This is a genomic window from Corynebacterium sp. BF-R-2, assembly GCF_024586525.1.
Classification (GTDB): Bacteria; Actinomycetota; Actinomycetes; order Mycobacteriales; family Mycobacteriaceae; genus Corynebacterium; species Corynebacterium singulare.
The window spans coordinates 74,906-96,915 of the sequence record NZ_JAMFTP010000010.1 but is presented as its reverse complement, the minus strand read 5'-3'; the positions used below and the strand labels follow the sequence as shown (position 1 = coordinate 96,915).

At 56.7% G+C, this 22,010-nt stretch carries 20 protein-coding genes, 3 tRNA genes and 2 pseudogenes; 15 read left to right on the top strand and 10 right to left on the bottom strand.

All coding sequences use genetic code 11. The features are described 5' to 3' along the window. Positions 1–9: 9 nt before the first annotated feature. Positions 10–2,373: a choice-of-anchor M domain-containing protein gene (locus tag M5J09_RS08585; RefSeq protein WP_257157572.1), complete on the bottom strand. Its 2,364-nt coding sequence runs from the start codon at positions 2,371–2,373 to the stop codon at positions 10–12. A 163-nt stretch (positions 2,374–2,536) separates the two neighbouring features. Here M5J09_RS08585 and gltX point away from each other — a divergent pair, with 163 nt between their 5' ends. The 4 genes from gltX (at position 2,537) to M5J09_RS08565 (ending at position 5,031) form a co-directional block, all read left to right on the top strand. Then, positions 2,537–4,036, top strand: a complete 1,500-nt coding sequence (gene gltX / locus M5J09_RS08580) for a glutamate--tRNA ligase (protein WP_257157571.1) — start codon at positions 2,537–2,539, stop codon at positions 4,034–4,036. A 171-nt stretch (positions 4,037–4,207) separates the two neighbouring features. Then, positions 4,208–4,279 (top strand) — tRNA-Gln (locus M5J09_RS08575). 56 nt (positions 4,280–4,335) lie between these two features. Then, a tRNA-Glu gene (locus M5J09_RS08570) sits at positions 4,336–4,408 on the top strand. Positions 4,409–4,467: 59 nt separating this feature from the next. Next, positions 4,468–5,031, top strand: coding sequence for an alpha/beta hydrolase (locus M5J09_RS08565; RefSeq protein ID WP_257157570.1), 564 nt, complete (start codon positions 4,468–4,470; stop codon positions 5,029–5,031). Here the strand turns inward: M5J09_RS08565 and M5J09_RS08560 are convergent. Both M5J09_RS08560 and M5J09_RS08555 read right to left on the bottom strand, forming a co-directional pair. Further along, the gene (locus tag M5J09_RS08560) at positions 5,026–5,355 is read right to left on the bottom strand and encodes a transcriptional regulator (protein WP_257157569.1); all 330 of its coding nucleotides are present in this window, start codon (positions 5,353–5,355) and stop codon (positions 5,026–5,028) included. The genes M5J09_RS08565 and M5J09_RS08560 overlap by 6 nt on opposite strands. Next, complete coding sequence (locus M5J09_RS08555; protein WP_257157568.1) at positions 5,348–5,770, bottom strand: hypothetical protein; 423 nt, start codon at positions 5,768–5,770, stop codon at positions 5,348–5,350. Before M5J09_RS08555 ends, M5J09_RS08560 begins: the two co-directional genes overlap by 8 nt. 727 nt (positions 5,771–6,497) lie before the next feature. Between M5J09_RS08555 and M5J09_RS08550 the strand changes: the two genes are divergently transcribed. Beyond that, positions 6,498–6,570, top strand: a tRNA-Glu gene (locus M5J09_RS08550). Between the two features lie 195 nt (positions 6,571–6,765). On the opposite strand, the pseudogene M5J09_RS08545 reads toward M5J09_RS08550, so the two are convergent. Together M5J09_RS08545 and M5J09_RS13320 are read right to left on the bottom strand one after the other, a co-directional pair. Beyond that, a pseudogene (locus M5J09_RS08545) lies at positions 6,766–7,862 on the bottom strand (IS1249 family transposase). Further along, a pseudogene (locus M5J09_RS13320) lies at positions 7,854–8,063 on the bottom strand (transposase); the annotation flags it as partial. The pseudogenes M5J09_RS13320 and M5J09_RS08545, both read right to left, overlap by 9 nt. A 73-nt stretch (positions 8,064–8,136) precedes the next feature. Between M5J09_RS13320 and M5J09_RS08540 the strand changes: the two are divergent. Further along, positions 8,137–9,564 (top strand): hypothetical protein, encoded by a 1,428-nt coding sequence (locus tag M5J09_RS08540; RefSeq protein ID WP_257157567.1) that lies wholly within the window; start codon positions 8,137–8,139, stop codon positions 9,562–9,564. Between the two features lie 854 nt (positions 9,565–10,418). Here M5J09_RS08540 and M5J09_RS08535 read toward each other — a convergent pair. Then, entirely contained in the window at positions 10,419–11,039 is a 621-nt protein-coding gene (locus M5J09_RS08535) for a Panacea domain-containing protein (RefSeq protein ID WP_257157566.1), read from the bottom strand. A gap of 197 nt (positions 11,040–11,236) precedes the next feature. On the opposite strand from M5J09_RS08535, the gene M5J09_RS08530 reads away from it, so the two are divergent. From M5J09_RS08530 to M5J09_RS08520, 3 genes are all read left to right on the top strand, one after another. After that, a complete protein-coding gene (locus M5J09_RS08530) occupies positions 11,237–11,467 on the top strand; it encodes a hypothetical protein (protein ID WP_257157565.1) in 231 nt (76 codons plus the stop codon). 63 nt (positions 11,468–11,530) lie between these two features. Beyond that, entirely contained in the window at positions 11,531–11,869 is a 339-nt protein-coding gene (locus M5J09_RS08525; protein ID WP_257157564.1) for a hypothetical protein, read from the top strand. An 89-nt stretch (positions 11,870–11,958) separates the two neighbouring features. Further along, positions 11,959–12,495: an aminoacyltransferase gene (locus tag M5J09_RS08520; protein WP_257157563.1), complete on the top strand. Its 537-nt coding sequence runs from the start codon at positions 11,959–11,961 to the stop codon at positions 12,493–12,495. 192 nt (positions 12,496–12,687) lie between these two features. Here the strand turns inward: M5J09_RS08520 and M5J09_RS08515 are convergent, their stop codons facing one another. Both M5J09_RS08515 and M5J09_RS08510 read right to left on the bottom strand, forming a co-directional pair. After that, a complete protein-coding gene (locus tag M5J09_RS08515; protein ID WP_257157562.1) occupies positions 12,688–13,398 on the bottom strand; it encodes a hypothetical protein in 711 nt (236 codons plus the stop codon). A gap of 96 nt (positions 13,399–13,494) precedes the next feature. Beyond that, on the bottom strand, positions 13,495–13,785 hold the full coding sequence (locus tag M5J09_RS08510) for a hypothetical protein (protein WP_257157561.1): 291 nt from the start codon (positions 13,783–13,785) through the stop codon (positions 13,495–13,497). A 102-nt stretch (positions 13,786–13,887) separates the two neighbouring features. Between M5J09_RS08510 and M5J09_RS08505 the strand changes: the two genes are divergently transcribed. Further along, on the top strand, positions 13,888–14,715 hold the full coding sequence (locus M5J09_RS08505) for a S1 family peptidase (protein ID WP_257157560.1): 828 nt from the start codon (positions 13,888–13,890) through the stop codon (positions 14,713–14,715). Here the strand turns inward: M5J09_RS08505 and M5J09_RS08500 are convergent. Beyond that, complete coding sequence (locus M5J09_RS08500; RefSeq protein WP_070536576.1) at positions 14,712–15,410, bottom strand: IclR family transcriptional regulator; 699 nt, start codon at positions 15,408–15,410, stop codon at positions 14,712–14,714. The genes M5J09_RS08505 and M5J09_RS08500 overlap by 4 nt on opposite strands. A 48-nt stretch (positions 15,411–15,458) precedes the next feature. Here M5J09_RS08500 and leuC point away from each other — a divergent pair, with 48 nt between their 5' ends. The 4 genes from leuC to M5J09_RS08480 all read left to right on the top strand — a co-directional run bounded on the left by leuC (position 15,459) and on the right by M5J09_RS08480 (position 19,828). Beyond that, positions 15,459–16,883 (top strand): 3-isopropylmalate dehydratase large subunit, encoded by a 1,425-nt coding sequence (gene leuC / locus M5J09_RS08495; protein ID WP_070536574.1) that lies wholly within the window; start codon positions 15,459–15,461, stop codon positions 16,881–16,883. 46 nt (positions 16,884–16,929) lie between these two features. Further along, the gene (gene leuD, locus M5J09_RS08490) at positions 16,930–17,520 is read left to right on the top strand and encodes a 3-isopropylmalate dehydratase small subunit (RefSeq protein WP_070536572.1); all 591 of its coding nucleotides are present in this window, start codon (positions 16,930–16,932) and stop codon (positions 17,518–17,520) included. A gap of 114 nt (positions 17,521–17,634) precedes the next feature. Beyond that, on the top strand, positions 17,635–18,687 hold the full coding sequence (locus M5J09_RS08485; RefSeq protein WP_257157559.1) for a hypothetical protein: 1,053 nt from the start codon (positions 17,635–17,637) through the stop codon (positions 18,685–18,687). A 160-nt stretch (positions 18,688–18,847) separates the two neighbouring features. Continuing rightward, the gene (locus M5J09_RS08480; RefSeq protein WP_141741440.1) at positions 18,848–19,828 is read left to right on the top strand and encodes a hypothetical protein; all 981 of its coding nucleotides are present in this window, start codon (positions 18,848–18,850) and stop codon (positions 19,826–19,828) included. 51 nt (positions 19,829–19,879) lie between these two features. On the opposite strand, the gene M5J09_RS08475 is transcribed toward M5J09_RS08480, so the two are convergent. After that, complete coding sequence (locus M5J09_RS08475) at positions 19,880–20,878, bottom strand: bifunctional NUDIX hydrolase/histidine phosphatase family protein (protein ID WP_257157558.1); 999 nt, start codon at positions 20,876–20,878, stop codon at positions 19,880–19,882. Positions 20,879–21,008: 130 nt separating this feature from the next. Between M5J09_RS08475 and M5J09_RS08470 the strand changes: the two genes are divergently transcribed. After that, on the top strand, positions 21,009–22,007 hold the full coding sequence (locus tag M5J09_RS08470; RefSeq protein WP_257157557.1) for an NAD(P)H-dependent glycerol-3-phosphate dehydrogenase: 999 nt from the start codon (positions 21,009–21,011) through the stop codon (positions 22,005–22,007). The last annotated feature ends 3 nt before the right edge of the window (positions 22,008–22,010 follow it).

Here is a 22,010-nt window from a genome sequence, read left to right as displayed (position 1 = left end):
AACTCCTTTCTAGCGGCCGAAGAGGCCGTTGAGTCGTGCCTCAATCTGCTGGCGATGGTCGTTGAAGAAATTGAGGAAGCCCTGGAAGATAATGGCGAGGACAACGGGGAGAACGAGCCCCCACAGACGTTCGAGCTTGGGCTTGGAGGACGTGATGTCCTTCGACGAGGAACCCGGCTTGCTCGAGTTTTCTGGGGCGCTTCCTGGAGCGCCTGTGGCGTCAGGGCTCGTGGGTGCGTCTTTCCCGCCCTTCGCGCTCACACAGTCAGCAAGAGCGGCGTCACCGGCCGCCACGGTGAGCGTCTGGGGAGCGGAGGTGATGGTCTTGCCGTCCTTGGTGGTGGCGGTGTAGGTGACGTCGAGCTTGTAGATTCCCGGTGTGGTGAACGCCCAGTTGGCGTGGGTATGCGAGGCGAAGGTGGTCTCGATGGAGTAATCGCCCTCGGCAGAATTCACCAGTGGGGTAAAGGTCTTGCCCAAGCCCTCAGTGGTGAACAGACCAAACGCCGCGCCTTCCGGCATCTCAGTCGGCTTGATGGTGAGGGTGACCGTGCCGTCCTTGTAGTCATCGTAGTTCAGAGACTGGGTGTTATAGCCCGGCCAGATGATGCCCTGGTCCTGGGTTTGGGGCAACAGATAGAACTTGTCCTTGCCCAGGTAATCAAATTCTTTGCCCTTGAGAACGTCGGGGCGTGCTCGCAGGGCATTGTCGTGGACGGCGAGGACGACGTCATCGAGCGGACGCTCGACAGTCTTCTTGTCCACGATGGCGGTTTCGTCCTTGAGGCGAGCGGTGAAAGAGTCACCGTCGCGGGTCGCGGCGATGTCAACGTGGCCGTGATCCAGGACCTTCTTCGTCGTGCACAGGCCAGTGTGCGGTCCAGCTTCGGTCTGTGGAGGTTCGTTACCACCAGGTGCGGTGCTTGGAGCGGTCGACGCTGTGCCTAATGCGCCCTGTGCCTCATACTTCTGTCCGAAGGCGAAGGAATCGGTCAACGTGATGGACCCGGAATTGTGGGTGACCGTCGGGTGCGGGAGGATATCGAGGCGGATGCGGTTGCCGTTGAAGTTCTTATCGGCGCCGACGACAAAGTCGGCGCGGCCATTCGTCATGACACCATCGAAGGGGATATCGGCGTACGTGCTCTCGCCGTTGAAGAAGCCTCCGTGGACGTAGCCAGTGAGTTTCTTGTCCGCGGCCTCAACGATGATGCGAGTGGCATCGTCGCCCTCCGGCACTGCACGGGCGGTGATTCCCGGATCGGATATGGAGATCTCCTCACCTGAGGACAACTCACGTGGGTGGGAGGTTTCCGTCCAAGACTCTGCGGAGGTCTTCGACGTGGTGGTCAGCTGCGAACCCTCGGAGTAGGCGAGTTCCTCCGAGATCCACCGAGGGGAGCCGTCCTGCGGGGTATAGACAGCTTGAATTGTTGCGTCTTCTGGGCCGAAGAACTCGTCGAAGTGTGCTGTGCCATCTGTGACGGGGAGATCGGTGAGGAAGTAGCCGTCGATAAGCAGCGTGAGCGCGCCGTTGGTGCCGCCAGAAAAGTCGATCGAGGACAGGTTCTCGTCACCGTCCTTTTCCTGCTTCTTTTTCGGGGCAATGCTGAGCTTGTAGTTCTTAGCGGAGGCATCGCCGGAAGCTGCCTTGTCGAAGCGCTCATGGAGGGAGGGAGTTGCTTCCTTCAGCGGACGCTCACCACCGACCTGAATGGAGGTGGTTACCGGTTCGGAGGCAATGAGCTTTCCATCCTTGTCACGGGCAGTGGTGCGGTAGGTGAGTCGGTAGCGTCCGGGCTTGGAAAAGACCGTGTAGTTGTGAGTGTGCGTACCGCTGGTGAGCCACGCCGAATGCGGAGCTCCTTCAGTGGTGCCGAAAAAGCGCTGAAGACCGCCGGGTCCGGGGTAGTAGCCGAACATTTCGACCTCGCCGGGCCCATCGACGCTCAGGAGGTCAAGAGAGGCGATGTTGTCGCGGAAGTCGTTGACAGGCAGCCCGGTGTCGGCTCCGAAACCCATCCATACCGGGTCCAAGCTTCCGTTCACGCTGGCCGGTGCCATGTAGTAGGTCTTTCCGGCCTGACCTGCGAAGGAGAGTGCGGGGTCTTCTGGCACGGTGAACTGGTACTGGTTGGTGCCATTCTGGTCCCAGCCTTTGCCCACCCATGCCACGGTGTCTTTGAGGTCATGGTCTGAATCCGCCGAGTGTGATTTGAGGGTGAGGGAGTTGTTCTCCCAGAAGGACTTGGGGGAGTCGATGTGGGTTTGGGTAGCTACGTGCTTGCCATCGTCTGGGCCAGCGACTGCGGTAGCAGGAGAGGCGAGGAGGGCGGCGCAGGTAATCAGCGCTATGGGACGGAATCGTGCCACGATATAGGGAGACCTTTCTCGAGTTTTGGGGAGAATCTCACTATAGGTAATGATTTCCATTCTCTTTATTGGGTTCCGAAAAGTCCTGCATATAGTTAGTGGATACAGCTTTCATTTACCCCCATGTGGGGCGTCCGGTGCGGCGAAGCAGCCCTGAACTACGATGGAGGTCATGACTGAAACAACTTCCGACGTCCGCGTACGTTTTTGTCCTTCACCTACCGGTACGCCCCACGTGGGCATGGTCCGCACGGCGCTGTTCAACTGGGCTTACGCTCGCCACACTGGCGGAAAGCTCATCTTCCGCATCGAGGACACCGATGCTGCTCGCGACTCTGAGGAGTCCTACCAGGCCATCATCGACTCCCTGAACTGGCTAGGCCTGGGCTGGGATGAAGGTGTCAACGTGGGTGGTCCTGATGAGCCTTACCGCCAGTCCCAGCGCATGGATATCTACGCTGAGGTTCTGCAGAAGCTCAAGGATGGCGGCTACGTCTATCCGGCGTACTCCACCAATGAGGAAGTCCAGGAGCGCCACAAGGCTGCCGGCCGCGACCCACAGCTGGGCTACGACAACTTTGACCGTGACTTGACCCAGGAGCAGATCGACGCTTTTGAGGCTGAAGGCCGCAAGCCCGTGTGGCGCCTGCGCATGCCGGATAAGGACTGGTCCTGGACAGACCTTGTCCGTGGGGAGATGACGTTCAAATCAGAGACTCAGCCGGACTACGTGGTTGCCCGCTCCAACGGTGCTCCGCTCTATACGCTGGTCAACCCTGTCGATGACGCCCTCATGGGCATCACGCACGTCCTGCGTGGTGAGGACCTACTGTCCTCCACGCCGCGCCAGCTTGCCCTCTATGAGGCACTTATTGAGCTGGGTATTGCTAAGCAGACTCCGGAGTTTGGCCACCTTCCCTTCGTGATGGGTGAGGGCAACAAGAAACTGTCCAAGCGTGACCCGCAGTCGAACCTGTTCAACCACCGTGACGCCGGCATCATCCCGGAGGGCATGCTCAATTATCTGTCGCTTCTGGGATGGTCGTTGTCTGCGGACCAGGACATCTTCTCCGTGGACGAGCTCATTGCCAACTTCGATGTCCACGACGTGCTGGGTAACCCGGCCCGTTTTGACCAGAAAAAACTGGAGGCCATCAACGCCGACCACATCCGCTTGCTCAAGCCGGAGGACTTCGCCGAGCGTCTGCGCGCGTACCTCACTGAGTACACCGACTTCCCGGCGGATTACCCGGAGGAGAAGTTCGCTTTCGTCGCCGACTTGGTGCAAACGCGTATCAAGACACTTTCGGATGCCTACGGCCTCATGTCCTTCCTCACCACTCCGGATGCGGACCTCGCGCTCGATGAAAAGGCTGCGAAGAAGAACCTGAAGGATGACGCTGTGCAGCCGCTCGAGGTCTCCATTGCCAAACTTGAGGAGCTCGGGGAGTGGAAGACGGAGGAGATTGAAAAGGTTCTCTCCGCCGCGCTTATCGACGACCTCGGCCTCAAGCCCCGCAAAGCCTACGGCGCCCTGCGTGTAGCTATCTCGGGCCAGCAGGTGTCTCCGCCGCTGTTTGAGTCCATGGAGCTTCTGGGCAAGGAGTCCACGTTGGCTCGACTCAAGGCCGCTTTGGCCGTGACTCCGTGGAGTGCTGAGTAGCCCTCCTGGTTCATCTCACAGGGATGTAATTTCGGGGCGTTGGAGATGGTTCTCTACACCCCGAAAATCCTTTCTGGCCTGGCGATTTGTGTGGATCGTGTGTGCTGGATATAGTTATAAACCGTTGCAGCGAGCGGCGAGGGGAAATCCCAAGCAGGTTCACCGCAATGATGGCCTATGGTGTAATTGGCAACACAACGGTTTCTGGTACCGTCATTCTAGGTTCGAGTCCTGGTAGGCCAGCAGTGATAGCGATTTAACGCAGTAACTCGCGTCAAACTATGTTGTCACAGTTCTATGCCCCGTTCGTCTAGCGGCCTAGGACGCCGGCCTCTCACGCCGGTAACACGGGTTCAAATCCCGTACGGGGTACCGCGTAGAGCGGCAAGCTTTCAGAGCTTGCCGCTCTTTTTTGTTTTAGTATCGGTGCCATGCACTTTTACATTGTTCATGGATATCAAGCCAGTCCGGAGAGTCACTGGTTCCCGTGGCTCGAGCAGCAGCTTTCTGCCGATGGGCACACGGTTCACACGATTGCATTGCCGCACTCGAATGCTCCGGAGCTCGATGAATGGGTCGAAGCGATTGGTCGAGTCATCGCTCGTCCCAGTGCTGACACCTGTTTCATTACGCACAGTCTTGGCGGCATAGCGCTGCTGCACTACCTCACCGCACTGGAAGGCGAGTGGGAGCTTCCAGGGCTCTTTATTGTCTCCGGGTTCGTGGAGAAGCTTCGCGTCATTCCAGAGCTCGATGAATTTATTGGCCAGGCGCACGTTGACCTGCCCAGAGTGAAACCCCACGTTGCTCACACTGAGGTCGTCGTTTCCACGAACGATGTCCTCGTGGACCCAGCCCTCACACAGCAACTTGCTGGTGTCCTCTCGGCCGCCCTTATTACCGTTGAGAACGGAGGGCATTTCCTCGAAAGAGATGGCTTTACTGAGTTTCCACAACTGTATGAGCACGTCGCACAATGGCTGCGCAGTCTATAACCCCTCTGTCATGGCTTTGAGCGCCTTCACGTGCTGCGTGTAGGCCTGTGTTCCTGTTTCAGTAAGTGCGACCCACACGGCATCCTTCGCGCGCGTGGAGCCGTACTCACGGGTACGGGTGGTATAGCCATTGTCATCAAGATGCTTCAACTGTTTCGATAGTGTATCGGCGGGAAGCTCCGTGAACTCAGCAAGCAGGCTGTATTTCATTTGTCGGCCGTTGGTAGCACCTGCAGAGAACAACGTGGCACAGATTTTGAGCCGATTAATAGGATGGATGACCGGATCTAGCTTGGCCGAGTGCTGCGCAGGTTGCTCAGGCATTGATGCCCTCAACGGCGGCGTTGCGGTTTTCATACAACATCCATGCGGTGGCTGCAGAAACAACGACGCCGCAGACAACCATCCACGGCCACGAATCCGGCGTGGGTGTGGTGGAGAAGAGCATGGCACCCAACAGCAGTACTCGTGACCACATCGCGCGATCGTTGCTCGGTCCTCTGTTGGGATCGAGTCGAACGAAAGGGTTGGCAATCTTGTCCTTGAGGAGATAGCCCACAACAAACATCGGGATTAATACTGCAAGGCCGTACCACCAGGACAGCTTGGTTAGCGCAAGTCCGCATCCGGTGCCGAGAGCAACAATCGCTACTGCCCATGGGCTCTGAGCCCAAGCGGTGCGCTTGTGGGCTTCTTGAATGACCTTAAACTCGTTGTTCTCATTGTTCTCGTAGTTCATCGTTCATCTCCTCACCTTTTCTTACTTGCAGCTAGTGCAAGTCTAACACTTGCAACTGATGCAAGTCTAACACTTGCAACTGGCGCAAGTCTAACGCTTGCAGCTGGTGCAAGTAAGTGGGTGACGATGGAGCGAAATGGAGGAGGGGGCGGTTGCAGACGCGATGAAGTGGTGTCAGTGGTCTGGTCATACCCCATACCGGCACGTCTTATGTCTGCGGTGGGTAGGGTGTGAGCTGCCGTACCAGGGGGCAAACCAGCGCCCAATTGGTCTACGTGCTTCCGGTGTGTCAGTGAGGGGCATACACTGCAGATACAACACATTCCCGGAAAGAAAGGAGAGCGGATGGCGGAAGCAGATAATCATCACTATCGCCGACGCGACTCTAGCAGACGGTAATGGGCGGCACTGCCATAATCCATAACTTCTCAACACCAACATTCGAGCGAAGTAGGAGCCCTGCCCCACATGCTGTTAGCGCACGCGTCCTCCCGAACCTCCAGCGATGCGCACGAGCATTCCGGCCCCAGCTGCCCACGGCACGCCCGCGGAATAACCACTGATTCGATCCGCCCAGGGTCTTAGAGAATGCTAGCTGGCATCGCAGCCGCAACAGGGCGACGAGGTTCGGGATTTTATCTTTGTAAAGGTGCTTTTAGCTGCCGATTTGTGCAAACTTTCGGGGATCCTATAGTGTTTAGCAAGTCCGCAACGGACAGCTAAGCGAGCCCCGTTCGTCTAGCGGCCTAGGACGCCGGCCTCTCACGCCGGTAACACGGGTTCAAATCCCGTACGGGGTACAAAAGGGCGGTTTCACGTTTCTGAACTGCGAAGTTCACGAAACCGACAATCGCCAATCTAACTCCCGATTCTCGTTACTGAGAATCGGGAGTTTGCTTGTCTTGCTCGATTCATGGTGCTCAAAAGCAACAGAGATACGGCGATATTTTTGGGTTAAGGGTCAAAATGTGTGTCTGGTCGGCGTGTCGTTGGGGTTAGATTTGGCCTTTTTGGATGCCGATTGAGTGGGTGTAGTTGGTGTCGATAGCGTTGTCATAGAGGGCTGGTCGTCCTGTTTCGTGGTCGGCTTGGTTCTCGTTGTGGGTCAGGGGTTCTACTTTGGCGAGTTGGTCCTGGCCCCAGTTGGGTTGCCTGGCGATTTCTATGGGATCGTCGGGCAGTTCTGTTTTTAGATACAGCCACCACTCCAGCATTCGTCGTTGGTGTTCTCCGCGTCTTCCGCGGTGTGTTCTCGCTAGTAGTTTCAGCTGGGAGTTGATACCGCCTTCAAGGCTGTTGGTGGTGGCTTTGATCCGGTGTGCATCAAGGACTCCGTCGGGTGGGGTGAGGTAGACAATCAGCAGGTTGCTGCGCCAGAGGTGGTTCAAACTGTTGTAAGCCTTGCGCACATTGGCATGGGTCCAGGTGCGCGTCCAGCGGCCTGTCTGAGGGCCTTTGACAAGCGTCGTTTCGTCTCACCAACTGCGGTAGACCGTGGCGAATTCATGTAGTTGAGCTGCCCATTGGCCCGCTTGCTCAATCGTGGTAATACGCCGAGTTTGAGTGCTATCCGGTAGATTGCGCGCCCGGCATCTGTGCGTGGGCGTGAGGTGGTGTAGCGGCGTACCACGCGTTGAGCATGCACTAGGCAGCGTTGAATGACAGTGGTAGTCCAGCATTGTTTGATAGCGCTGGCAGCTCCTTGACCGCCATCGATGACTGCGATGAACGGTGCTGGGATGCGTTCCAAAAGCTGTTTGTAAGGGTGGGTGGTTTCGTGTTTGCACTAGTGCCAGGCGATGACGTGGTCGACGGTGGCGGCGACGATTAAGCATCCGCTGGTGGTGTAGGTGCCGTCGATGAAGACTTGGTCGTAGATTCGGCCTGTATGCCCGATAGTGGGATCGGGAACATCAACGAGCCAGCACCAGCTAAAGCGTCGTTTCATCGTTGACGCACTGACACCATTGTGTTTGGCCAAGGCCTCCAGTGAGGTTGTGGTGGTGCAGTGCTAGATGAACTGGGTGAATGTGGCAGCTTTGGTGATATCTGGCCGGCTTTTATTGACTGACGCTCCGCAGGCTTCTTCCATTGTTTCGCCGCCTGAAGCGTTAGAGTCATCACGTACTGAGGCACTGTCACGGTACCAAGCCCGCAACGTGTGGTGAGATACTCCAAGCAGCTCACCGACCTCCGTGTAGGCGCGTTGCAGTGAGCAAGACTCCAGGCGGACCATTTCGATGATCTGATGGACCGCCTTCTCCTTGAACTCGACGGAATACTTTCTAGGCATAGTTCAATCCTTCCTTAGCTGAGGTAGGAACTAAACCCAGGACGCTTCAATTCATTTGCGTGATAATAGGTGCATGGCTGCGAAAGAACTCACCGAACGGCAAAAGAAGGTTCTTAAATGGATCGTGGACGGGTGTGTCGGCAACCCGCCTTACGAGACATTCAAGACCACAGCACGCATGTTGGAGGGGCACGGTCTGGTCAAGATTTCGGGTCGTGGTGCAGCATGGAAAGCGGTTGCAACGAAGCGCGGTGAGCGTGTTCACGATGGGACTGAAGCTCTGTTCGTGAAGAGGCGAGGGAAGGGCGCGGCTTCGTCTATGCCTGTCTCACACCCTCACGTTCCTGTGAAACCACTCGCGCCACCTGAGCCGAAGATTGATCTAGAGCCTTACGTACAGAAAGTGTTGAGTGCAATTGAGCAGTCGGATCTTGACGCTTTCTGGTGTGCGGCGAGTGAATCTGAGTTGAAACGAATTTGGATTCCGGTCGGGAAAACATTGATCAAGAACTATGGCGACCCTGAGTCAAATATTATCTATGACTATGTCGCAACACAGCCAGGCTACTGGCGAACACAGGGCAGTTTCAAAGTGGGAAAGCTTCAACTTGAGCCGTTGCGACTTCCTGATTGGCGGGAATTGATTCGCGGTGAGAAGAGGGTTGCTAAGTACCATCCCGCCGTGAAAACGACTTTTGAATGGCGTAAAGAAAAACTCAGCCCTGACGTTTATGCGCGTGCGAAGCGGGTGTTGCATGTCGTCTTCACGTTGTTTGAGTTGTACGGCGGCACTGTGGAAGTCGATCAGTGGTACAACGACTGGTCGAAGAAAACAATTGTGCGTGGAGTTTCGGCGGGTATTGGCAGCTTGTCGAAGGTTTTAATCAAAGAAGGCTACGACAAGTCTGAGCGCGAGCCGACCAAAGAAGAAACCGAGAAGCATAATCGGTGGCATAAGGGTGAGCCGATGCGCCGTTTCTACAATCACATTCCCAATGGGCAGCTGACAATCGAAGTCGGTTACGGCCTGGGCGCGCACGATACAAAACGCAATCCGAACGGAATCGAAAACGGAATCGAGCGCTATTTCATGTCGCTGCGAGTAAGAGATTTTTGGTACGGAGTTGATTCTGAAATCTCACGACGGCGAGAAGAACTTAGGGAGCGGCAGGCTGAATTTGCTCAGGGCATCGCGGCGAAAACTGTTGCGAAGGACTTCTATTTCGATGTGTTACACAAGCGTTCTCAAGAGTTGAAACAGTTTGAAGCAGTACGTGATTACGTCGATTTCATACAGCGAAATGAGCCTGAAAGTCCATGGATTACGTGGGCTGAGAAGTATCTCGACACGTTTGATCCTCGGCACAATCTGGCAATGCCGACCCCACCGGCACTTGATTTGAAAGCTCACGCGGGACTCATTGAAAAGATCATCGGTGTACTTGGTGAGGATGAGAGCACGTGGCCTGAGGCGTTCCCGGACGGTGAGTATCACGGCTGAGTTGGCTGTTGCGCGGGTGTCATGAACATTTGTAGCTGCGGTGGGAGGGTGTCGTGCGTGACGGATCGGTGGTGGGTTTAGGCACCCGAGATCCGGGGTTAGTTGGCCGGTCCTTAGTGGCTTCTAGGTACTGCTTCACGGCGACACGGGGTCAGAAAGGACAGAGTTGTGGCTCCTACACTGGTGGCGGTGCGGGGGCTGTTTCATGGAGACGGACGTGCCGAGGGGCTGCGGTTGGTTTAGGGAGCGTGTCTGTGACTTCGCATGACGAATTTATGTGCAATCGGGAGAAATAGGGGCAGGCGCGAAAGTGATTCATATAATTTCGCTAGCACTTTTGGCTTTAGAAGATAGTTTGGCCGCGTTTGATGTTTTCATCACTAACCGAGTGGGCTGAGCATTCAAAGAACGAAATCCCACAGACTGATAAAAGGGCACAAGCCCATTGTTGAGAGCATCGACAACAAGCAATCGGACTCCTGCCGCAGCGGCTACCTGACTGATTTTGCCTAGAGCTTGAAGACACAATCGTCTCCCGTGTTTCTGACCTTGAAGTCCTGTTGCTAGACCCATTTTGGCCAAAAGAATTGCCGGAGCGTCGAACTCATCCCTTGAGCAATAAGTCTTGCGGAGAGAATTTGACTCTCCATCGAACCTGCAGACCACCGAGGTGTGGGAGAAAAAGCCGACCACTTGACCTACATTATCGACACAAACGTGGGTGATGACCCTATTGTTGGCGTGTTCCTGCGCCGAATTTTGATGAAACCAATTATCGATTATCGGCTCGCCGGAACTAAAGCTGCCTATTTGATTCGTGTTATTTCTCGGCTCTACATGCGTCCAAGGAATTGTCATAGATCTGCGAGAATTGCGTCGATATCCTGGTCCGTAAACTCTATGTCAAAGGTTTTGGTATCAGCTTCCGTGAACAGATAGACGTTTGGTGGATATGCCTGTCGATCTCGTGATCGAGGCTGCCTGTACCAGTACTGCATTTCTTGATCACTGATCTCGTTCTTATATCCGCCCTTGACATAGTTGTCTGCCCAAGGAGCATCTTGATGTGACAAGTTGCGCAGCTGCGCAGCTGATAGATCTCCGAACATATTCCAGATAGTGTCTAAAAACGCTTTTACTGAGTCTGGCAGGCTAGAGGAGTCAAGCTTGGCATTGAACGCAACGGCGTCATCAGCGGCCACGATAATCTGTCGACCGAATTTCTTGAATTCATCGCGGATTTTGTCGATGATTGGCCCATGTTCGAAAGCGTGAACATCCGAGTCAAAAAGCCGTCTTCCAGTACCTGCCAGGTAGTTTGCCTGAGCGAAATACATCAACTTGTGTAGCTTCATTTGAGTGACGTCGGGATCTTTGCGCTCATCGTCAAGCGCAAGAAAATAGTCGCTAATTAGATGGGGATCTAAGTCGTAGCGGACTTCGGAATCCCAAGCGTTGGGAGTCTCTTCATTCATAATTTATCCTCCTTCCAGGGCGCTGATTGAGAGTATGCTTCACTTCAGCTTACGCTAAAATACGGCCATGTGCGTACCTGAAATGCAGTGTGTGTGAATCCTTAGTGGGCTTGGCCCCGACCCTTATTTCGCACTTGTTCGCTGATCCTGCTCCCATCCGGCATACTCGTTCCTGTCCCTACGACGCAGGAGCTTGTATGCCCGCACCCTTATTTACTTTCGATGGGTTCGGGATTATCGGAGCCGAGACCAAAGCCGCAATCCCACAATCAGAGTTCCCGCCTGACATCGTGGCGATGAATGATCTGCTCACGGCTCGACGGTACTGGCCTTACCTCCCGCACGTGGATCTCGACCTGATGGAGCAACACCACCCAGGAGCCAAGGACCTCATCACTGGCTTGAAGCGTGCACTCCATGAGACGTGAGACATGCTCGACGGTTGGACGGGACTGTACGAGTCCGGTCAGGCTCAGTGAATCGTTGAGCAAGTGACAGGTGGGGTCGAGGATAAGGAGCTTGCTTCTTTTTGCGGCGGCATCATCGAGGACCTGTTCCTGTGGGCCATGAATGATGAGCGGTCAGCGATGGAGGGGCGTGAAGTGCTCAAGGAATACGGGGTGCAGTCCCCAGAAGTCCTGTTGACGTTCTCGTATGACCCAGCTGGGCTTGCTGGCGGGGCGCTGGAGTTGTGGCATACAGAGCTGCGGCGTAACTATCTGCATTGGCTGATTCAGAGTGCTATGGCAGCGGAGCGGGAGGGGGATAGATTGCCGGCGTGGCAAGTGACGGGGTTTGCGGCGGTGAAGGAGTGGCTTGCGGATCTCTAGATTCATGGATTCCTAGCGGTGTCCGCCTCGGGTCTTGATACCTACATAGGTGTAGTTTCTCGACTGGACATTTGTAATAGACTCAGCGCATGACTCTGGAATTATGCGTTACTATTGCTCTCGCAGTAGCAGGATGGTTGTTTGGCTTCATTAAGTGGTGGGGTGAGAAAAAGCAGTCGAAGCTTGCGGAAAAGGCGCAGAGCGAGCGCGATGCTGTAGCAAAGCGTTTGACCGAGGCGCAAGAGAAAATCGCTGAACAGCAAGACAAGCTCGTGCAAGCGGCACGTGAAAATGCTGATTCCGTGAAGCTTATCGCTCAGCTGCAGAAGGACGATTCCAGTAGGTTCATTTGGGAAGTCTCCTGGGACGTCGGAGATCTCTACCGCGTGACCAACAAGTCCCGTAGAACAGTGCACAACGTGACTGTGATCAACGACAGTCCGTTAGCGAGAGATGATGATGGAACTGCGGAGTTGATGAAGCCTGGAGATTCGATCACATTCTTCTACGCCGCTGTGTGGGGATCCGACTACAAAGCGGAAGTGTCGTGGACTGATGAGTGCGGAAACGAATACTCTCGCTCGGTCAATTTCAAGAAGCAGGGTTCGATTGAATTTATGGAGTAGCGGCTCCATTCACATTCGGACTCACGCCTCGCGTTGAAGCTGGTAGCTCCATAGTTGTGGTGCAAGCTCCGAAATTCCGTGGTGCAAGCGTATTTGCAGGTCAGAGGTTCGGGCTGGTGGGGGGGAGTTTCGTGAAAGTGCGAAAAGTAAGAGTGGCACACGGAAGCGTGTGTCACTCTTGTTCTCTGTGGCTTAGACGATGAGCACTTCGGCGCCATTTCCTCCGGTGCAGCGGACGACTTCGTGGTCATCGATGTGGCAGGCCAAGTTATAGTCTTGATGCGTTACCGGGCTATTGACCAAGATCTGTGCCGGCATGTATCGGCGCAAATCCTCCTTGGGGCTCGGCGTGGACCCCATGAGCCTGCCAGCCGTCGAACGGGCGAAATCGCAGCTGGTGTTCTCGCCAGCCATCACGTAGGTGATGTTGTAGCCATCACCCATCAGACACATAGTGGCAGGAGTGCCGTGAACGTTTACCTTCGCGCCGTTCGGCTTGTCCTTGGGGAGTTGTTCAAAGACATGGTTTATTGAGCCTACGCGTGCGGCTTCAATGGTCTGCCGGCTGTTAGGTTCTTGGGCGGGGTTCGTGGCTTGTACGCCAGCTTGTTGCGGTATGTGCTGGGCAGCCTGGCCGTCGTTGTCTACGGGAATCGAACTAGGCCCCTCGACGGCGGGCGCAGCGCCTGGCATTGTCGGTTTGGGGGTGTTGGGGACGCGGACCTGGGAGTCGTCATTTAGTGGTTCGAACGCCGGATACGTATTCTCAAACGCCGGTTCCGCGGCGGTGGAGAGAGTTGGCGATGCCACGTCCGCGGAAGATGAACAGCCGGCAGCCAGTAGGCCAGCTGCAGCAACGGCTGCAAGGGCGGCGAATGGACGGCGGGTCTTGGTCGAAGTCATGGCACCTACCCTATCGGGGTGCGAACGGGGCTGCTGTGCAAAACGGGGAACGCTGCCCAGCCGTGTGGCTGGACAGCGTGGGGGAGCAGGGGTGGATTAGTGATCGTCCCAGTGGCCGTCGTGTGCAGCGTGGCGGTGGCCATCGTGCAGGTAGTCAACGTGATCGCCGTGCGGGATAGCGACGTGACCACAGCCCTCACCGTGCTCGTGGTCGTGGTCCTCGTGAACGTGATGCTCGGTAGGCTCGCATTCATCCCAGTGGCCCTCGTGCTCGCGGTGGATGTGGCCATCGTGGGAGTAGTCGGTGTGGTCGCCGTGCTGGAAAGCGACGTGACCGCAACCCTCGCCGTGGGTGTGGGTGTGCTCGTCATGAATGGTGTGGCTCATGGCTCCTCCTTAGGGAGTTCGAGTGTTTTCAATCTGTTTTCATTTAATCCTATTTTCAGTACAGTTTCAATAGTGGGGGTAGCGGGGTGCTACAGTAAGCGCATGACAACGAGACTGACGAGCCGGTTCCTGGCTGCCGCTGGGTCTTGCGCACTAGCCTTGGGTATCGCCGCCGCGCCTGTCGCTGCGGAAACTACCGTCCAGCTCACGCAAGGGCAGAAGATCATTACGTCTGACGGTGCAGAATGCAGCGTTGGCTACGTAGAGTCCACTCGCGCATGGACCTCGGCGCACTGTGCTCTCGATGGTGGGCAGGTGTATACCGATTCTGGGCAACACGTGGGAACCCTGCGATGGTTTAGCCCCTCGGGCGCCGCTAGCCACGACCTTGCCTACATTCAGTTTGCAGCTGGTACCTCCTCCGGTGGCAATCCGCTAACCGGTGACGGTATCGCGCCCCCTCCTGGCGAGGGCGCCACTGTGTGTATGGACGGCCGTTACGCGGGACGTCAGTGCGGACCGACCGTTCGCGGTCCTGGAGTTTTTCCGGGGATGCACTACGCATCAGGAGTTTCCCTGTCTCCAGGGGATAGCGGAGGTCCCGTTTCTCTGCAAGGGCGACCCGGGGTGGTGGGCATTTACCAGGGAGTTACGGAGGCGGACCGCAATGGCCGCACAGTGACCTTCTCCAACTATGCGCGCATGCCGTATGCCGATGAAATAGCCCGACTGCCACATCAGGGTTTCGTGCCGCGTCGTCCGAACAGGGAACCGGCCAACCTCGTACGTGCTGTTCGGGAGAGGGGAGAGGCATTTTCATCCACGAGCAGCAGGGGGCCGGAGGGCCTGAGGGGGCTCATTTTCTCTATCGGCCTAGGGGTTGTAGCGTCCCGGTTGCCGCTGCTTCCCTCTTTGAGCTCCCCGTCCTAAGTCGCGTCGTGGGCTAGAGCGTTGCTGAGCCGCTGTGCGGCGTCGAGAAGCATCGGCGCAAACTTCTCCGCAGGAGACGGGCGGAAACGTTCTGCTGAGCCGGACACTGAAAGTACAGCGATGAGGGTGCCTGAACCTTCAAATACTGGGGCAGAAATGGATGCGAGATTGGATTCGCGCTCCTCGATTGACTCGGAATAGCCATTCTCGCGCGCGAGAGTCACATCCTGCTCGCTAAACAGGGCGTCGGGAACGTGGACATCCGCAAAAGCGGCGAAAATACGTGCGGCGGAACCTGACGTTAGGGGTAGTTGGCGGCCCACCGGCACGACATTGTGTAGTCCAAATTCCGGCTCACGGGTGGCAATGCACGTGCGTGTCGTGCCGGAGAGCTCATAGAGCTGCACAGACTCACCGGTGGCTGCAAGAAGCTCCTCCATGATGGGCCCGGCGGTCTCGATAATGCGATCGCGGTTGCCCGGTAGGGCTGGGCCAGCGCCCCATTTCCCGTCGGGGGTGCGGGTCAAAATGCGATGTGCTTCGAGTGCTGTCGCGAGCCGGTGGGCTGTTGCCCGTGGTAAACCAGTAGTCTCGCAGAGCTCATTGAGCGTGGAGGGGCGGTTGGTCGCGGCCATCATGATGGCGACGGCGCGATCCAATACCTTTATTCCTGATACTGCGCTATACTCTCCCATATAATGAAATCTACGTCCCATTAATTGAGATTTCAAGTGGAGAGGCTTATGACTACGAAACTGACATTGGCAGAGAAGGTGTGGCGCGACCACGTCGTGCGCAAGGGAGAGAACGGCGAACCCGATCTCCTTTACATTGACTTCCAGCTCCTTCACGAAGTTACCAGCCCACAAGCCTTCGATGGGCTGCGCTTGGCTGGGCGTACCATGCGTCATCCTGAGCTGCACTTGGCTACAGAGGACCACAACGTTCCCACCGTGGGGATTAAGACCGGCAATCTGCTGGAGATTAAGGATGAGATCTCCCGTACCCAGGTCTCCACGTTGCGCAAGAACTGCGAAGAGTTCGGCGTGCGTCTTCATGCGATGGGGGATGCACAGCAGGGCATCGTTCACACCGTTGGCCCGCAGCTGGGTATCACGCAGCCCGGCATGACCATCGTGTGCGGTGACTCCCATACCTCGACGCATGGAGCGTTTGGCTCCATTGCCATGGGTATCGGCACCTCAGAGGTCGAGCACGTCATGGCCACCCAGACGCTCTCGCTGAAGCCCTTTAAGACCATGGCTATCGAGGTGAGTGGTGAGCTGGCAGAAGGCGTTTCGGCTAAGGATCTTATCCTGGCTATCATCGCCAAGATTGGCACCGGTGGCGGCCAAGGCCACATCATTGAGTACCGCGGCGAGGCCATCCGTAAGATGTCCATGGAAGCTCGCATGACCATCTGCAACATGTCTATCGAGGCGGGCGCCCGCGCCGGTATGGTAGCTCCGGATGAGACGACCTTTGACTACGTCAAGGGCCGCGAATTCGCACCGAAGGGTGAGGATTGGGACGCTGCTGTGGAGTATTGGAAGACCTTGCCTACTGATGATGGCGCCGAGTTCGACACCGTCGTCCACATCGACGGCTCTGCACTGACTCCATTCGTAACCTGGGGCACCAACCCGGGACAGGGACTGCCGCTGAGTGCGTCCGTACCGGACCCGGAATCCTTTGGTGACGAAGGCGACAAGGCAGCCACCGAAAAGGCCTTGGCCTATATGGATCTCAAGCCCGGCACCCCGCTGCGTGAGATTGAGATCGATACGGTCTTCCTAGGTTCCTGCACGAATGCCCGAATCGAGGATCTGCGGGCGGCCGCTGAGGTGGTCAAGGGCCGCAGCATTGCTGACGGCACCCGCATGATGGTCGTGCCCTCCTCAGCCGTTGTGAAGGCGCAGGCGGAAGAGGAAGGCCTCGACAAGATTTTCACTGATTTCGGTGCTGAATGGCGCACGGCTGGTTGCTCGATGTGCCTAGGTATGAACCCGGACCAGTTGAAACCGGGGGAGCGGTCGGCGTCGACAAGCAACCGCAATTTCGAAGGCCGACAGGGCCCAGGCGGGCGTACCCATCTCGTTTCGCCCGCTGTTGCAGCAGCCACCGCAGTTCTGGGCCACTTGGCGTCACCGGCAGACATCGACGCCTAAGAGGGGACGAGGAAGTACAAGGAAGAATCGGAGAAAGCAGAAGACAATGGACAAGTTCGTAAATCACACTGGCGTAGGTGTTCCGCTGCGCGCTTCGAACGTGGATACTGATCAGATCATTCCGGCTCGCTACCTCAAGTCGGTCAAGCGCACTGGCTTTGCCGAGGGACTGTTTTCTAACTGGCGTTCAGACGAGAACTTCGTACTCAACCAGCCCCAATTCAAAGATGGCTCCGTGCTTTTCGCTGGCCCCGACTTTGGCACAGGTTCCTCGCGCGAGCACGCGGTGTGGGCACTGGCGGAGTATGGTTTCAAGGCCGTGTTCTCTTCCCGGTTTGCCGATATTTTCCGTGGAAACTCAGGCAAGGCTGGGCTCCTGACCGGGCTCATGGCTCAGGAAGACATCGAGTTGATTTGGAAGCAGCTTGAGTCCGGCGAGACACAGGTGAGCGTTGATTTGGAGGCTCGGACTGTAACCGTCGGTGGTAATAGCTACACCTTCGACATCGATGACTACACCCGCTGGCGTCTCATGGAAGGCCTCGACGATATTGGACTTACCCTGCGCAACGAGGCGGACATTGAGGATTTCGAAGCTGGCCGTCCCTCGTTCAAGCCGAAAGTTGGTGCACAATAATGGTCGGCATCGCGTGAGAATGTGTAAATATCGTTAACCCCTTCTGAGGTAGGAAGGGGTAGTATTCCCCGTCTCATGTGGCACCCCTAACAGGGTGCCGTTAGTGTTTTCCGCATGACCAACCCTTTTGATAGCAATAGAGACCCGTCCAGCGATCAGCACGGCGGAAACAACGGCCACAACAGTTCTGGAGCCTATGGATCCGGCAACGGGGCCTCCACCGGTGGAAATACCTATGGCTCCTATGGGTCCGACCAGAGTAGCTTTGGCAACAAGAACTACGGCGGAACTTCGTATGGGGAGAACTCCTACGGTGCCAGCCAGGGTACGTACGGTCAGGAGTACCAGGATCCCAACGGATACGGTCAGGGATACCAGCAGCAAGGTGGCTATGGCGCGGGCTACCAACAGGAAGGTGGCTATGGCGCGGGTTACCAGCAGCAAGGTGGTCTGACCGTCTCGCCGGTCGACGCCATGGATTCCATCGGTCAGGCGTTCAAGGGTTATTTCAAGCAGCCTATGCCGGGTGCTCTCGCCGCTCTTGCCTACTTCGCAGTGATGGGAATCGGGATTTTCCTGCCTCTTTTCGTCGTGAGCATTGGTGCTGCGTCTACTGCCGCGACGTCGTATGACCCAGCGACTGACGCCTTTTCCGACGGTGGCGCTGCGGGCCTTGGGGCATTGAGCATTTTCGGTTTGGTCGTTGTTTACTTCTTGGCGATTCTTCTCTCTGCTTGGATGTATGCCGGCTGCGTCTCCGCCTCACGCAAGATTGCTAATGGGGAAAATGTCTCTTTCGGCGACTACTTTAAGGGTGGCAACGTCAAGGGTATTTTCGGTGTGTATATCTGCTATATGATTGCCCTTGTTATCGGTAGCTTTACCATCGTTCTGGGCATCGTGGCGGCCGTGCTTTTCTGGGCGGCACCGGTGATCAAAGCTGAAGACCCCGAAAAGAGTATTGGTGAGTGCTTTAAAGAATCGATGAACCTTGTCGTGAACAACTTCGGTCAAATGTTCCTTTTCTACCTCTTGTTCTCGATCTTGATGAGCTTGTTCATGTTGATTCCCATTGTTGGAATACTCTGTGCTCCTCCGCTCATGAGCTTGGGACATGTCCTTTTCTTGCGCACCGTGCGCAAGCGTCCGGCCATGCGCTGGGCCTAACATCTGGATTGTGTGACAGGGGCGTTCGTCCAAGACGGCGCCCCTTTCGTCGTGGGCGGAATGACTTCACTTGCGTTGCGTGGGGAATAGACCCCTGTTATTGCCGGGATGGAGGGCACTTCAGCGCGCCGACACTGAAACTCCCTATAGACTCCAGTGCATGACCAACCCATATGAAGGATATGACGGGCCACACGGGTATACCGGGCAAGGTGGATTTGGAGGCTCCTCTAGCCCCAACATGGGGCCACACCAATCTGGTTATGGAGCGCAGGGAGGAGGGGTGCCGCCCTACTCAGGACACGGTGGCCCTTATCAGCCGGGGCCCTATGGGGGTGGAAACTACTCGGGCTCCTTTGAGAACCACTTCAACGGAACCGGCCCTTACCAACAAGGGCCGTGGCCGCAGCAGCCCCCAGTGATGATGGGGGTGCCGCAGGCAGAGCCCGGCTATATTATTGGGCAGTCTTTTAAAGCCTTCGGGGATGCTGCTGCAGAGTGGATCGTGGGTGTCCTTGCCCATCTGGGCATCCTTACCGCTGTCTATTTTGCGGTCAATTTTGCCGTGATGGTGGTGTCCTTCAACGTCGCGATTGTTATGGGCAGCATTTCCTCCACCGCGGCCTCTGAACCTTTGAGTTTCGCGGGCGTCGTCGCCTTGCTGCTGACGTTCGTCGCAATTTTCGGTTGCGTGTTTGCCTGCATGCTGTGGATGCAGGCAAACTTTTGCTATGCCGCCAATAAGGCGTTGGACGGCGAAAAGCTGACGTTCGGAGATTTCTTTCAATTCAAATCCGTCGCTGGCTTGATGAAGGTTTTTCTGTGCGTAGGATTTATGGTCACCGTGGGCTCGCTGCTCATCATCCCAGGGATTGTTGCGATCGTGCTGTTCTGGGCGGCACCAGTCATCAAGGCGAAAGAACCTTCGCTTACCGTGGGCCAATGTCTGAGCTTGTCACAGCAGATGGTGCGCCAAAACTTCGGCACTGCCCTGGGCACTGTAGTTCTGCTCGGGTTGATTCAGTTTGCCTTCTCATTGTTTCTGTTTCTCGGGCTAATCCCCGCCTTTCCTATTACGGCATTGGGGTTTGCGTTTGCCGCTCGCGCCATCTCACAGCAGCAATGCAGGCTCTGGCCGTAACTTTGGGGCGGGGGGAAGATGGGATGAGCAAGAAACCTCCCATTCGCGGAGCTATCGCACCGGTAGGGGGCTAGCTAGGTAGTCCGCGCCAGTCAGCTCACCGTCGTTGAAAGACAGCACCCACACTGAGGCCTTCTTAAACTTCAGCTCCTCGATAGGGGTTGTGATGAACTTTGGGGCATAGGACTCGATGATGCCCGGAATAGTGAGACCCTGGCTTACGACAACCGGAACGCCACCGCCATCGACAACGCGCTGGAAAGCTGCGCGGGCGTCCTCAGGTGCGGCGTCAAAAACATCATCACCGAAAGCCTTGTTGATGGCGATGTCCATTCCGAGTTCGTCGGCAAGCGGAGCGGCCGTCTGTTGGCAGCGTTGCGGTGGGGCGCAGTAGATGGCCGTCGGGTGGTAAGGGGCGAGCATCGGGACGAGCATCTCAGCCTGGCGGCGACCTTTCTTGTCCAACGGGCGCAGATCATCATCGCCCTCCCAGGTTCGTCGCTGGTGGGCGTGGGCATGCCGCACGTAGAGAACACGCGTGGTCGGGGCTAGGCGCAGTCGCTTTTGAGCCTTAGCCAACACTTGCGTATCGACTTCATAAGACAACAACTCGCAGGCTTCGTCGATGGACACCCACCGCAGCTCATCGGTCTCATCATTCGGAGTGTAGGAACCCTCCAGAACTCGCGCCATCCAGTAGTAGACCACCTTTGTTCGGCCTTGTACCGGGTACGCTACCTTCCCGATGAGCTTGCCCAATCGCACCGTGTAGCCGGTCTCCTCTAGAATTTCGCGGGCAGCGGTAGCTGGCAGGGACTCGCCCGGATCGACCTTGCCCTTGGGCAGCGACCAATCGTCGTAGTGCGGGCGGTGGATGATGGCCACCTCTGGATCCTGCGGCTCACCGCGCCACAACACCGCACCGGCAGCCAGCGTGGTGCGCTTGAACTCATCGGCCGGATCCACCGGAATTTCCTGATGGCGCCCGGAAACAAACACCTCCGATTGGGTATCTTTATCCGTTTCGTGCATGTTCTTTGCCTTGGGCATACTGCTCCTTCAACACCGGTATTTTTCGCTCCCTCCATCTTCCTCCACTGTCCGCCGTGATGCAGCCTTACGCGCCGAGCGTGCTTTAATGGTGGAAACCGACAAAAGCGATTCAAAAGTGAGGTGGCACATGGTTAATGTGGCCGTAATGGGAGCAGGCTCCTGGGGAACCACCCTGGCCAAAGTTTTTGCGGACGCCGGCAACGAGGTGCGCCTGTGGGCTCGCCGCGCAGAGCTGGCGGAGGCCATCAACACTCGCCACGAGAACCCAGACTACCTACCGGACCTGCCACTTCCCGAGTCAATTCAGGCAACGACGGATCCCGCGCAGGCGCTTGGCGACGCCTCCATCGTCATCTTCGGTGTCCCCTCCCAGACCCTGCGCGCCAACCTGGAAGACTGGGCGCCGTTACTGCCGCAGGACGCCACGGTGGTGTCCATCTCCAAAGGTGTGGAAAAGGAAACGCTTAATCTCATGAGTGAGGTTATCGCGGATGCCGCCGGGGTAGAGGAAGCGCGCATCGCGGTGCTTTCAGGGCCCAACTTGGCCAAGGAGGTGGCACAGGAACAGCCGGCGGCGACGGTTATCGCCTGCACCGATGTAGCGCGCGCTGAAGAAGTTCAGCATGCAGCGGCCGCACCTTACTTCCGCCCGTACACGAACACCGATGTGATCGGCGCAGAGATCGGAGGTGCCTGCAAGAACGTCATCGCGCTCGCGTGCGGCATGGCCTCCGGCAAAGGCTTGGGCAACAACACTATGGCCACCATCATCACCCGCGGTTTGGCGGAGATTACGCGCCTTGGTGTAGAACTCGGTGCGGATCCTTTCACGTTCTCCGGCTTGGCAGGTATGGGAGACCTCGTTGCAACCTGTAGCTCAACGTTGTCGCGCAACCGCACCTTCGGATACCGCCTGGGCCAAGGCGGCACGCTGGAGGAAGCCACGGCGGCCACCAACGGCCAGGTAGCTGAGGGCGTTATTTCTTCGGACTCCATTTTCCGCCTTGCCCAGCGTGCAGGAGTGGAGATGCCCATCACTCAGGCCGTCTACGGCGTGTGCCACGAAGGCGTCAGCGTGGATGACATGATCGTGGCTCTGATGGGTCGCACCAAAAAGGCGGAGTAGAGC

Excerpts from the sequence above, each read along its gene's own strand:
- leuC (WP_070536574.1), top strand. The coding sequence starts at position 15,459 with ATGACTACGAAACTGACATTGGCAGAGAAGGTGTGGCGCGACCACGTC.
- M5J09_RS08485 (WP_257157559.1), top strand. The coding sequence starts at position 17,635 with ATGACCAACCCTTTTGATAGCAATAGAGACCCGTCCAGCGATCAGCAC.
- M5J09_RS08560 (WP_257157569.1), bottom strand. The coding sequence starts at position 5,355 with ATGCCTGAGCAACCTGCGCAGCACTCGGCCAAGCTAGATCCGGTCATC.
- M5J09_RS08480 (WP_141741440.1), top strand. The coding sequence starts at position 18,848 with ATGACCAACCCATATGAAGGATATGACGGGCCACACGGGTATACCGGG.
- M5J09_RS08520 (WP_257157563.1), top strand. The coding sequence starts at position 11,959 with ATGACTCTGGAATTATGCGTTACTATTGCTCTCGCAGTAGCAGGATGG.
- gltX (WP_257157571.1), top strand. The coding sequence starts at position 2,537 with ATGGAGGTCATGACTGAAACAACTTCCGACGTCCGCGTACGTTTTTGT.
- M5J09_RS08470 (WP_257157557.1), top strand. The coding sequence starts at position 21,009 with ATGGTTAATGTGGCCGTAATGGGAGCAGGCTCCTGGGGAACCACCCTG.
- M5J09_RS08530 (WP_257157565.1), top strand. The coding sequence starts at position 11,237 with ATGCCCGCACCCTTATTTACTTTCGATGGGTTCGGGATTATCGGAGCC.
- M5J09_RS08540 (WP_257157567.1), top strand. The coding sequence starts at position 8,137 with ATGGCTGCGAAAGAACTCACCGAACGGCAAAAGAAGGTTCTTAAATGG.
- M5J09_RS08555 (WP_257157568.1), bottom strand. The coding sequence starts at position 5,770 with ATGAACTACGAGAACAATGAGAACAACGAGTTTAAGGTCATTCAAGAA.
- M5J09_RS08505 (WP_257157560.1), top strand. The coding sequence starts at position 13,888 with ATGACAACGAGACTGACGAGCCGGTTCCTGGCTGCCGCTGGGTCTTGC.
- M5J09_RS08565 (WP_257157570.1), top strand. The coding sequence starts at position 4,468 with ATGCACTTTTACATTGTTCATGGATATCAAGCCAGTCCGGAGAGTCAC.
- M5J09_RS08515 (WP_257157562.1), bottom strand. The coding sequence starts at position 13,398 with ATGACTTCGACCAAGACCCGCCGTCCATTCGCCGCCCTTGCAGCCGTT.
- M5J09_RS08510 (WP_257157561.1), bottom strand. The coding sequence starts at position 13,785 with ATGAGCCACACCATTCATGACGAGCACACCCACACCCACGGCGAGGGT.
- M5J09_RS08500 (WP_070536576.1), bottom strand. The coding sequence starts at position 15,410 with ATGGGAGAGTATAGCGCAGTATCAGGAATAAAGGTATTGGATCGCGCC.
- M5J09_RS08535 (WP_257157566.1), bottom strand. The coding sequence starts at position 11,039 with ATGAATGAAGAGACTCCCAACGCTTGGGATTCCGAAGTCCGCTACGAC.
- leuD (WP_070536572.1), top strand. The coding sequence starts at position 16,930 with ATGGACAAGTTCGTAAATCACACTGGCGTAGGTGTTCCGCTGCGCGCT.
- M5J09_RS08475 (WP_257157558.1), bottom strand. The coding sequence starts at position 20,878 with ATGCCCAAGGCAAAGAACATGCACGAAACGGATAAAGATACCCAATCG.